7 protein-coding genes are annotated in these 11,767 nt (G+C 58.9%); 4 read left to right on the top strand and 3 right to left on the bottom strand.

The genetic code is table 11. From position 1 onward, the window contains the following. Nucleotides 1-59 precede the first annotated feature (59 nt). The gene (locus tag L8U60_RS00315) at nucleotides 60-1,976 is read left to right on the top strand and encodes a DUF2339 domain-containing protein (RefSeq protein ID WP_269964400.1); all 1,917 of its coding nucleotides are present in this window, start codon (nucleotides 60-62) and stop codon (nucleotides 1,974-1,976) included. On the opposite strand, the gene uvrA is transcribed toward L8U60_RS00315, so the two are convergent. Next, nucleotides 1,973-4,822: an excinuclease ABC subunit UvrA gene (uvrA, locus tag L8U60_RS00310; protein WP_269964399.1), complete on the bottom strand. Its 2,850-nt coding sequence runs from the start codon at nucleotides 4,820-4,822 to the stop codon at nucleotides 1,973-1,975. The genes L8U60_RS00315 and uvrA overlap by 4 nt on opposite strands. Before the next feature lie 139 nt (nucleotides 4,823-4,961). On the opposite strand from uvrA, the gene L8U60_RS00305 reads away from it, so the two are divergent. The 3 genes from L8U60_RS00305 to L8U60_RS00295 all read left to right on the top strand — a co-directional run bounded on the left by L8U60_RS00305 (nucleotide 4,962) and on the right by L8U60_RS00295 (nucleotide 9,105). Next, nucleotides 4,962-5,561, top strand: a complete 600-nt coding sequence (locus tag L8U60_RS00305; protein WP_269964398.1) for an MBL fold metallo-hydrolase — start codon at nucleotides 4,962-4,964, stop codon at nucleotides 5,559-5,561. 79 nt (nucleotides 5,562-5,640) lie between these two features. Then, complete coding sequence (locus L8U60_RS00300; protein ID WP_269964397.1) at nucleotides 5,641-6,753, top strand: DoxX family protein; 1,113 nt, start codon at nucleotides 5,641-5,643, stop codon at nucleotides 6,751-6,753. A gap of 129 nt (nucleotides 6,754-6,882) precedes the next feature. Next, a complete protein-coding gene (locus tag L8U60_RS00295; RefSeq protein ID WP_269964396.1) occupies nucleotides 6,883-9,105 on the top strand; it encodes a HelD family protein in 2,223 nt (740 codons plus the stop codon). Here the strand turns inward: L8U60_RS00295 and L8U60_RS00290 are convergent. Both L8U60_RS00290 and uvrB read right to left on the bottom strand, forming a co-directional pair. Further along, nucleotides 9,102-9,542: a universal stress protein gene (locus tag L8U60_RS00290; RefSeq protein ID WP_269964395.1), complete on the bottom strand. Its 441-nt coding sequence runs from the start codon at nucleotides 9,540-9,542 to the stop codon at nucleotides 9,102-9,104. The genes L8U60_RS00295 and L8U60_RS00290 overlap by 4 nt on opposite strands. Nucleotides 9,543-9,622: 80 nt before the next feature. Then, nucleotides 9,623-11,731, bottom strand: a complete 2,109-nt coding sequence (gene uvrB / locus L8U60_RS00285) for an excinuclease ABC subunit UvrB (RefSeq protein ID WP_269964394.1) — start codon at nucleotides 11,729-11,731, stop codon at nucleotides 9,623-9,625. Nucleotides 11,732-11,767 lie beyond the last annotated feature (36 nt).

Here is an 11,767-nt window from a genome sequence, read left to right as displayed (position 1 = left end):
AAACCATCTGATGCTTAGCATCGTCAAAATAGTCAGAAACATGATGAGGAGGCCCGACCATGCACCACTCACGAGACGAGATCCTCACGGATGTTCGCCGAAAACTCGGTGAGCTCCGCGCCAGCACTGCGCGTTCGCAGATGCTTATCGACGATATACAGGCAACCCTCAACCACCTCAGCCCCGCCCCGGTAGCTGACGTTCCGGTGCCCGCACCGGCACCCGTACTACGGCCGCCGGCAATGGCTGGGGCGCCGATGCCACCTCAGCCACCGCACCAGGTGCAGCAGCCGCAAAAGCCACCGAAGCCCCCCAAACCAAAGCTGACAACCGAGCAGCAGGTGATGCGTTGGGCTGCTGTCATCGGCTCGATCATCACCTTCGTGGGTGCGAGCTTCGGCATCGCGCTGGCTATTCAAACTGGCCTGCTTGGCCCGGTTGGCCGCGTAGTGGGAGCGGCTCTTCTCGCATTCGTCCTACTCGGCGTGGGCATTCGTGTGGATCAGCGTAAGGGAACGAGCGCTGGTGTGATGGCGCTGTATGTGACCTCATTCCTCATCCTCATTTTGGACCTGTGGTACGCCTATGCTGCACAAGAGTGGCTAAAGCCCCTCAGTTGTGTGGTCATCTTCCTCGTCCTCTGGTTGGGGTACTTGGCGCTTGCACACTGGCGAAAGAACCTTCCATTGGTTCTGGCTATGTGCATCATTCTGGTGTTCTACACATTCCCCCTTCTCAGCCTGGACTACCTGGCTAATGCGCTCATCTTGGTCGCGCCGATCGCGGTGATCCTGCTGACGTGGCCAATGTCTAAGGGGTCGGACTCCCGCTTCCTTGCCATCGTGCGCAGCGCCGCAGGTGTACTGCTCGCATGGCAAACGGGCGCACTGTCGTCGCCTGCGGAGTTGCGGGCGACTTACCTAGAACAACCGGTTGAGCCGATCAGTTTTGTCCTCGCTGTACCGCTGATCGGTCTCGTGCTGCTGGTCATCGGCGAGATCTTCTTCGCCCCAACAAGTACAACGCGGGCCCAGAGCATTGTTCCGGCAGTTGTTGCACCCGCGGCGATCTTGCTGGCTTCCTACACGCTGCTCCATGACGCGGGTGTATGGCTGCCATTCCTCACTGCCACTGCTGTGACCGTCCTGGTCACTGTTCTTCGTCCGAAGGACAACGCACAGCGCGCAGCGGATCTCATTACCGGCTGGTTCATCACCTTGCCGTTCACTCTCTTCCGGCCCGTTGTGGACACCCAAGATTTCGAGCTGCAGCACACTCAATCTGAGGCAGTTTCAGTACTCATCTTCTTCGCTGTAGCGATCGTGGTGCTGCTGCTCCTTCACCGCTTGCCCATGAACAGAGTTGCCGTTCTTTCCAGCTGGGCATTGATGCTCTTCATCGCCATTCTGCCCATGCTTGAGAACACCTTGTTCCCATCTGCCATCACCCGCTGGTCTTGGTTCGGCCTCATCCAGGGCCTCGCGCTGGCAGTCTTGATCATCATCGCGGCCACACGCACAACCCTGTGGCGCAGTCTGCCAATCCAAGCGCGAGGTGCCTTCGCTGCTTACGGTCTGCTGCTAGAGATGGTGTCGGTGGTGACCATCTCTGCAGTCTTGGGCCACATCAACGCGCTCTTCGCAGATCCGTCAAGCCCCTACCTAGAGACCTCTCGATTGGGCTTCTACAACGGACACATGCTCGTGTCCATCTCCTGGATGGCTGCGGCCTCCTGGCTCCTGCTCAAGCGCCCCGGCACCATGGACGCCAAGACCATGCGGACAGCTGGTTTGTTCGTGGCCATTGTGGCAACCGTCAAGCTTGTTCTCTTCGACATGGCGGCGCTCGGTGGCATCCCGCGGGTGCTCACCTTCATCGTCTGCGGCCTGATCCTCATTGCAGTTGCAATTAAGGGTGCACAGCAGCAGAAGAACACCGGGCAGACATTCACCGAGACGCAGCCCGCCAGCAACTAGACAAGGTTGCTGAGGAATTGGCCAGTGAAGGACCCCTTCACCTTTGCCACGTCCTCCGGGGTGCCTTCTGCGACGACAGTGCCGCCGCCGGAGCCACCTTCGGGCCCCATATCGATGATCCAGTCAGCACACTTGATCACATCGAGGTTGTGTTCAATGACAAGAACAGAGTTGCCCTTGTCCACGAGTCCGTTGAGCACCAGCATGAGTTTCCGGATGTCCTCGAAGTGGAGGCCGGTGGTCGGCTCATCGAGGATGTAAATGGTCCGACCATTGGACCGCTTCTGAAGTTCGGCCGCCAGCTTCACACGCTGCGCCTCACCGCCCGACAACGTCGTGGCGGCCTGGCCAAGGCGGACGTAGCCCAAGCCCACGTCGCAAAGCGTCTGCAAATAACGGTGAATCGACGTGATCGGCTCGAAGAACTCGGTTGCCTCACTGATGGGCATGTCCAATACTTCCGCGATGTTCTTACCCTTGTAGCGGACCTCAAGCGTCTCGCGGTTGTAGCGGGCACCGCCACACACCTCACACGGGACATAAACGTCCGGCAGGAAGTTCATCTCAATCTTGATGGTGCCGTCACCGCGACACGCCTCACAGCGCCCACCCTTCACATTGAAGGAGAAGCGTCCCGCCTTGTATCCACGGACTTTTGCCTCCTGCGTTTCCGCGAACAGAGTACGGATCTTGTCAAATACACCCGTGTACGTTGCCGGGTTGGAGCGCGGGGTGCGGCCGATCGGCGACTGATCCACCTGCACAAGCTTGTCCAGATGCTCGAGTCCGTCCACCTTCTTCACACGACCTGGGACCTGGCGAGCACCGTTGAGTCGGTTCTGCAGGGTCTTGGCCAGAATCTGGTTGACCAACGTGGACTTGCCGGAACCAGACACGCCGGTGACGGAAACAAGCACGCCAAGCGGAATGTCCACCGAGACATTGTCAAGGTTGTTTTCCCGAGCGCCCACAATTTTGAGCTGACGGTCCCTGTCGCGTGGACGCCGAGATTCAGGGACAGCGATTTCCTTCTTGCCGGAAAGATAGTCACCGGTCAGCGAATTCTTTGCCTTCAGGATTCCCTTCGGCGGACCTTGGTAGACCACTTCCCCGCCGTATTCACCGGCGAGCGGACCGATGTCAATGAGCCAGTCTGCTTCACGGATCGTGTCCTCATCGTGCTCAACCACAACAAGGGTGTTGCCAATATCGCGCAGCTTCTTCAAGGTGGCAATGAGGCGCTGGTTATCGCGCTGGTGCAGACCAATGGAAGGCTCATCCAGCACATACAGCACGCCAGCCAGGCCAGAACCAATCTGAGTAGCCAGACGGATACGCTGTGCCTCACCGCCGGACAACGTGCCAGCTGAGCGGGACAGCGTGAGGTAGTTCAGACCCACGTCCAGCAAGAAGTGCAGCCGTGCCTGAATCTCACGCAACACAGCCCCAGCAATCATCTCTTCGCGGTAACCAAGAACGAGGTTGTCCAAGTACGTCGACGCTTCCTCAATGGACAGCTCCGTCAAGCCGGCGATGGACTTCTCACCGTGCGTGGTGGACGCCAAGCGCACCGCCAGGATCTCCGGCTTCAAACGCGCACCGTGACATGTCGGGCACGCCACGTCACGGGTGTACGCCATGAAGCGTTCCTTCGTGTGCTCTGAATCAGACTGCTCGATCTTGCGGTGGAGGTATCCCCGCACGCCCTCGAAGGCAGCAGTGAAAGAACGCTGGCGGCCGTAGCGGTTCTTGTATCGGACGGAGACCTTTGTATCTGTACCGTTGATCAGTGCGTCGCGGTGGCTCTTCTTCAGGCTCGACAGCGGTGCTTCCGGGTCAAAGCCCTCCTCCTTCGCCAAAGCGACGATGAGCTTGGCAAAGTAGCCCTTGTTCGGGCTGGAGTTCCACGGCTGGAACGCATCCACTGCCGGCACATCCGGATCCGGAATAACCAAGTCAGTGTCAATCTCCGCGCGGGTACCCAAACCATCACATGCCGGACAAGCACCGAAGGGTGAGTTGAAGGAAAACGCACGGGGCTCGTATTCCTCCACGCCGAGGGTGTGGCCATTCGGACACGCCATCTTCTCGGAGAAGATCTCCACGCGCTCCGGATCATCGGCATCTTTTTCAACCCAGTCGAAGGCCACCAGCCCGTCGGCAAGCTTAAGAGCAGTTTCCACGGAGTCAGTAAGGCGCTGCTTCTGGCTTTCCTTCACAGTGAGTCGATCCACCACAACGTCAATGTCGTGCTTGATCTGTTTCTGCAGCTTCGGCGGATCGTTCAGCGGATACGTCTCACCGTCAACATTCACACGCGCATAGCCCTGCGCTGCCAGGTCCGCGAAGAGGTCAACGAACTCGCCTTTGCGCTTACGCACAATCGGAGCGAGCACCTGAAACTTGGTGGGCTCCGGGTTGTCCATCACCTGGTCAACGATCTGCTGAGGAGTTTGCCGGTCAATCACCGCGTCACACACCGGGCAGTGTGCCGTACCTGCGCGCGAGTACAGAAGACGCAAGTAGTCATAAATCTCCGTGATCGTTCCAACCGTTGAACGCGGGTTACGGTTCGTCGACTTTTGATCAATGGACACTGCCGGGCTCAAGCCGTCGATGTAATCCACATCTGGCTTGTCCATCTGCCCCAAGAACATGCGTGCATAGGAGCTCAAAGACTCGACGTAGCGGCGTTGCCCTTCCGCGAAGATCGTGTCAAAGGCAAGGGAGGACTTGCCGGAACCAGACAGGCCGGTGAACACCACCATCTTGTCGCGGGGTAGTTCAATGTCTATTCCCTTGAGGTTATGTTCGCGTGCTCCGCGGACAATCAGCTTCTCAGCCACAGGCAGTGCATCCCCTTGCATTAGTTAAAAGGTGAATCCGAAATGGGTCCTCGAACAAAGATACCAACGTCACGCTCATGCGAATCATTCCAGCAGCGCTGACAAGCTCACTACACCGCGCACCGTTAGAGTGGGCTGCATGAATGCTCTAACGCTCCATAGTGTCTCCGTGTCTGAGATGGATAACAATTGCTACCTGTTGGCGTGTGGCGAGCAGGGATTGCTTGTCGACGCTGCTGCGGAGCCCGCCACTCTCCTCGCCATGGCCGAGTCCGCTGGGGTGCGCATCACCGATGTGTTGACCACACACCGGCATGCTGACCACGTGGGTGCGTTGCCGGAGATCCTCGAAGCAACGGGCGCGACCCATTGGGGTTCCTTCTTAGATGCACCCGCTCTGCCGGTACCCCCCGAACGCGAACTGAATGATGGTGACACGTTGGACTTTGCCGGCCACTCATTCCCCGTCCATATTCTCCGCGGGCACACGCCCGGCGGCGCTGCATTTGCTGCGGAGATCGATGGCACGATGAACCTCTTCGTCGGCGATTCCCTCTTCCCTGGCGGTGTGGGCGGCACGAACGGCGAGGGTGATTTTGTTCGCCTGTTCACCGATGTGAAAGAGAAACTATTTGACCAATATCCCGACGAAGCCATCGTGCGCCCTGGCCATGGAAAGCCGACCACATTGGGTGAGGAAAGGCCTCATCTTGAGGAGTGGTGGAACCGCCGCTGGTGAATTTTGCCGTCCTATCGTGCGAAATCCGTCTACAGTGGATGGCACGGACAATTCCCGAATGAGAGAAGGATACGTGAGTATGATCCGCAAACTAGCTCGACCGATGCTCGCCTCTGTGTACATTGCAGATGGCGTCAACACGGTCACCAAGGCTTCCGAGCACGCCAAGGGCGCTGAGAAGGTAGCCGGCGCTCTCAAGTCGGTGCTGCCGGCTCAGTACGCCAGCTTTATCCCTTCGGACCCGGAGACCCTGGCGAAGATCGGCGGCGGCGTGAAGATCGGTGCCGGCTCCACGTTCGCACTGGGCAAGGCTCCGCGCCTGTCCGCTGCCCTGCTGGCTGGCTCCTCTGTAGCCACGCTGCTCGGCCGCAATGCGTTCTGGGAGGCAAAGAACGAGTCTGAGAAGGCTCGCCAGCGCAACGGTGCTCTGACCAACGTTGCTCTGCTGGGTGGCGTGCTGATCGCTGCGGCTGACACCGAGGGCAAGCCCGGTCTGGCATGGCGCGCTCAGGACGCTGCGAAGCGCTCCAAGAAGAACATCCAGCAGGCTCTGCCGACTCAGTCTGAGTCCGAGAAGGCTCTGAAGAAGGCCAGCGAGTGGTTCCAGGACACCCGTGAGACTGTTGCTGAGTCCGCTCAGCAGGCTGCTCACCAGGTGGCAGACTACGTCGATGACAACAAGGGTGACTGGAAGAAGACCGCTGAGAAGTGGGCTGACAAGGCAACCGACGTTGCTAATGATGCAGCTGGCTGGGCCGAGGACACCTACAAGGACCTCAAGCCCTCCAAGTTCCAGAAGTTCAAGGCAAAGCGCCAGGTGAAGGGCCTGATCGGCGACGTCCAGGACCACTTCGGTGACGTCCAGGACCGTTTTGAGGACCTGCAGCCGTCTGCTCTGGACAAGTTCAAGGCGAAGCGCAAGGTCAACGCTGTTGTCAGCGACCTGCAGGGCTCCCTGGATGAGTTCGGCCCGTCTGCTCTGGATAAGTTCAAGGCAAAGCGCAAGGTGAAGAAGAGCGCTGCGAAGGCTCAGAAGACCGCACAGGATGCGATCAACAGCCTGCAGGATGCTTTTGACAACCTGGACGCTGCACCGAGCCGCTGCCAGAAGCGCAAGCTGAAGAAGAAGGTCAAGAAGGCAGAGAAGACTGCTAAGAAGGCCGTGAAGAAGGCACAGAAGAAGCTCAAGTAGTTTCTTTTCCGCTTCATAGCGCGACAGTCCCGCCGCTGGTTTTCCAGCCGTGGGACTGTTTTTTATTTCCCGCTAGACTCGTCTGTTGCTGTTTGCACACGAAACCCCGAGCAAAGGAGCGTACGCGTAGTGGCTGATCAGTCCGGCGCCTCTTCCCTGGAATCCCAGGAGACTGTAAAGCAGGAGCAATCCCATGTGGATGTGCTCTTTGCTCACCTGGACCGCGAAGTGTCGTCTGCGCAGCAACGCCTTGAGGCTGTTCAGCGGGATGTGGATCCGGATAACCCGGATGCAGATGCGCTTGTGCGGCGTGAGACCGAATACCACGGGCTTAACGCAAAACTAGACGCGCTCAATATTGCGGAGACCGGCCTGGTGTTCGGGCGAATCGACGTTGAGGATGACTCCCCGGAGAACCCCGTCCCAGGCAAACCACACCAGGATCGCCGCTACATCGGCCGCATGGGCATGGATGACAGGGACGATGATTACCGCACCTTGCTCCTTGATTGGCGTGCCCCCATGGCACGGCCTTACTACCTTGCCACCACGGCTCATCCTGAGGGCGTTGTCTCCCGCCGCAACATCCGCATGCGCGGCAGGACTGTCACGGCAGTTGATGATGATGTGTTGAGTGGCCCGGGCGCCGACAATGCCGGGGCAGATTCCGGAGTTGCGAGTGAGGCCGCCTTGCTGCGAGCCATGAATGCGCCGCGTACCGGACACATGCAGTCCATCGTGGAAACCATTCAGCGCGAGCAGGACCAAATCATCCGCGATAAAACCCGCGGCGTGCTGGTAGTGGCCGGTGGTCCCGGAACTGGAAAAACCGCGGTTGCCCTACACCGCATCGCTTACCTGCTGTACACCTGGCGGGACCAATTAGCGCGTACGGGTGTGCTCATCGTTGGCCCAAACCGGACATTCCTCGATTACATCTCACGCGTGTTGCCGGAACTCGGCGAGACAGGTGTGGTGCTGAGTACCGCCCAAGACCTTGTCCCTGGCTTCACACCAGCAGGCACCGATGACCTTCTCACGCGGGAGGTGAAAGGCTCCGAAGAGATGGTCACGATTCTGTCTAGGGCTGTACGGAACTATCAGCTGGTGCCCAAGGAGGACATTCCGCTCAGGATCGACGGCATTGATATCGCCGCTACCCCGCAGATGATCACCGCGGCGCGGACGCGTGCCCGCAGGAGCCGGAAGCCACACAACGAGGCTCAGCCGGTCTTCGCTGAAGCGTTGACTCAGCTACTTGCTGAAGCCCTGGCAGAACGCATCGGTGCGGACCCACTGGGTGGGGCTAATCTGCTTTCAGCGGCAGACGTGGATCAACTCCACGATGACCTTGCTGAAGAACAACAGGTAGCTGACCTCATTGACACCTACTTCCCTATTCTCAATCCAGTCGAGGTCCTCGCCGACTTTCTGAGCAGCCGCGCTGCCATCAGTGCAGCTGCGTACGACTATGACGAGGAAACGCAGGACGCGCTCTACCGCGAAGATGGGTGTGCGTTCACTGCATCGGACACGGCGCTTATCGACGAGTTGTATACCCTCATCGGCATTCCCACCCCCGCGGACGAAGCGGAGAAGGCTGAGAAACAGTGGCGTGAACTCGTCGCGGATGCAGAGGACGCTCTGGATATCCTGGCGTCTTCAGCCAACACGGATACGGACGATGAATTCGAGGCAGAGATCCTCTCTGCGCACGACATCATCGACGCGGAGACCCTCGCTAGCCGTCAGCGGGAAACTGATGTCCGTTCAACGGCTGAACGTGCGGCCACGGATATGACATGGGCCTACGGCCACGTCATCGTCGATGAAGCCCAGGAGCTCACGCCGATGGAGTGGCGCATGGTCTTCAGGCGCTGCCCAGCAAAGTGGATGACGCTGGTTGGAGACACGGCACAGACTTCCTCCCCTGCTGGCGTGGATGATTGGTCGGCTGCACTCGAACCATTCGTCGGTCAACGCTTTGTCTCCCACGAACTCACCGTAAACTACCGCACGCCAGCCGAGATTATGGAAGTAGCCGACGAGGTACTGGCTGCCATCGACCCCGATGCTCAGCCAGCTGTCACTGTGCGTTCATCCGGACAGCCTGTGCGTTTCCTCCCCGAAGACACAGAAACCGCCACGGTCCGTGCGGAGCTAGAACAGCTCGGTGGACTCGTAGCGGTGGTCACCAAAGACAATGTGGCTGAGGTGAAGGGGCTTGAGTTCGACCACGTCATCGTCGATAAGCCACACGAGATTATCGCGGCTTCCCCGCAGGGGCATCAAGACCTGTACGTGGCGCTAACGCGCGCCACTCAGACGCTCACCATCATCGGCGAGCTCTAAGAGACGGTGTGAACAATCATGACGTCACAGTCCGACTGACGTGCAACGTCTGCCGGGACGGAGCCCAACAGGCGACCAGTCAGGGAGTTGATGCCGCGGTTACCCACAACGAGGAGATCCGCATTGTGCTCCGTCACGATGGCCATGAGCGCTTCGACCGGGGTGCCGGAACGAACGGCAGTGAGCACCTCGGGAGCACCATGCTTCTTCGCGTGCTCAACAGCGGCAGAGAGGTTCTCCTTCGCCGTCTCACCACCCAGAATCGTATTCGAATCCTGGCGGAGAGCACCCGCAACATCCTCTTCGGATTCGTAGTACGCGCAGCCGATAACAAGCGTGGAATTGAACGCCGAAGCAATCTCTGCCGCACGCTCCACCGCCAGCATCGAAGAGTTAGAACCGTCCGTGCCAACAACAACAGTGTTGTACTTGCTCATGTTGCGCCTTTCGCGTCTCCTCGGTCTGCTCCCAGACCATGCCTTCTGTGGCCACTATATACACTCGCGTCACACGCGGATTAGATGCCTGCATCCTTCACGCCGCGGAGCTCCTTACGCAGATCCGCGATCTCATCACGCAGCCGTCCCGCCAACTCGAACTTCAGCTCTCGGGCGGCGGCGGTCATTTGGGCCGTCAGATCGTCGATAAGCTTCTGAATCTCTTCCGACGCCATCGATGACGTGTCGCGGCCCTCGATCATCGCTGTGTCGCTGGCGAGCGTCTCGTCCGCCGAACCGCGCTCCTCACCGTTGCGCTCATAGACCTCATCGAGGATGTCCGCGATCTTCTTCCGCAACGGCTGCGGATCAATCCCGTGCTCCTTGTTGTAGGCAATCTGCTTCTCGCGACGACGCTCCGTTTCATCAATCGCCTCACGCATGGAGTCCGTGATGTTGTCCGCGTACATGATGACCTCGCCCGACACATTTCGTGCGGCGCGGCCGATCGTCTGAATCAGGGACTTCGTCGAACGCAGGAAACCTTCTTTATCTGCATCGAGGATGGCCACGAGGGAGACCTCCGGGAGATCAAGGCCCTCACGCAGCAAGTTGATGCCCACGAGGACGTCATACTCACCCAAACGCAACTGGCGCAGAAGCTCAACACGCTGCAACGTATCAATATCTGAGTGGAGGTAACGCACATTAATGCCGTTATCCAGTAAGTAATCCGTCAGGTCCTCCGCCATCCGCTTCGTCAACGTCGTGACAAGGACGCGTTCATCCTTCTTCGTGCGCTCACGGATCTCATGGATCAGATCATCAATCTGCCCCTTCGTCGGGCGGACGTTCACCTTCGGATCAACAAGGCCAGTCGGGCGAATCACCTGCTCAACGAATTCACCGCTGGCAGCCTCCAACTCATAATCACCCGGCGTAGCGGACATGTACACAGTCTGACCAACGCGTTCTTCGAACTCATCGAAAGTCAGCGGGCGGTTGTCCACGGCTGAAGGAAGACGGAAGCCGAACTCCACCAAGTTGCGCTTGCGCGACATATCGCCTTCGTACATGCCGCCGATCTGCGGCACGGTCACGTGAGACTCATCGATGATGGTGAGGAAGTCTTCCGGGAAGTAGTCGATGAGGGTTGCGGGTGCCGAGCCGGCCTCACGTCCGTCGATATGCCGCGAATAGTTCTCAATGCCGGAGCAGAAACCGACCTGCTGGATCATCTCAAGGTCATATTCCGTGCGCATGCGAAGGCGCTGGGCCTCGAGGAGCTTGCCGCGGTTTTCCAGATCCTCCAGGCGGTCCGCGAGTTCCTCCTTGATGGCTTCAATCGCCTTTTCCATGCGCTCTTCCGTGGCCACGTAGTGCGTTGCTGGGAAGATACGCAGTTCATCACGCTGCTGAAGCACGTCGCCGGTGAGAGGGTGGATGTAGTAGAGCGCATCCACCTCGTCACCGAAAAACTCCACGCGGACGGCCACTTCCTCATACGCCGGGATGATGTCCACGGTGTCACCCTTCACGCGGAATGTGCCGCGTTTGAAGTCCACGTCATTGCGCTCATACTGCACATCCACGAGCAGGCGCAGGAAGCGATCACGCTCGATTTCCTCGCCCACGCGCAGAAGAAGCGAACGGTCCAGGTAGGACTGCGGCGTGCCCAGGCCGTAGATACAGGACACGGAGGACACCACGACAACGTCACGGCGACTCAGCAGTGCTGACGTCGCGGAGTGGCGCAGGCGCTCCACGTCATCATTAATGGACGAATCCTTCTCAATGTATGTATCCGTCTGCGCGATATACGCCTCTGGTTGGTAGTAGTCGTAATAAGAGACGAAGTACTCCACCGCGTTATTCGGCAGCAGCTCCCGCAGCTCCGTGGCTAACTGTGCCGCCAACGTCTTATTCGGTGCCATCACAAGTGTCGGGCGCTGCTGCTTCTCAATCAGCCAAGCAGCGGTCGCTGACTTACCGGTACCGGTGGCACCCATGAGAACCACATCCGGCTCCCCCGCGCGAAGCCGTTCATCCAGTTCCTTGATCGCGGCCGGCTGGTCACCGGAGGGCTCAAATTCGGAGACGACCTCAAACAATTTGTCTGAGCGCTCCACTTCACCCACTGGACGAAACTCAGAGTGGGACAAAACAGGATGTTCAGCAGCAAAAGCCATGCCCGCCAGTCTATAGAGACATCCGCACCGCGGCGC

The sequence above is a fragment of the Corynebacterium meitnerae genome (assembly GCF_027570075.1).
In the GTDB taxonomy this organism is placed as follows: domain Bacteria; phylum Actinomycetota; class Actinomycetes; order Mycobacteriales; family Mycobacteriaceae; genus Corynebacterium; species Corynebacterium meitnerae.
The sequence above is the reverse complement of the archived record's forward strand: the minus strand, read 5'-3'. Positions and strand labels throughout refer to the sequence as shown.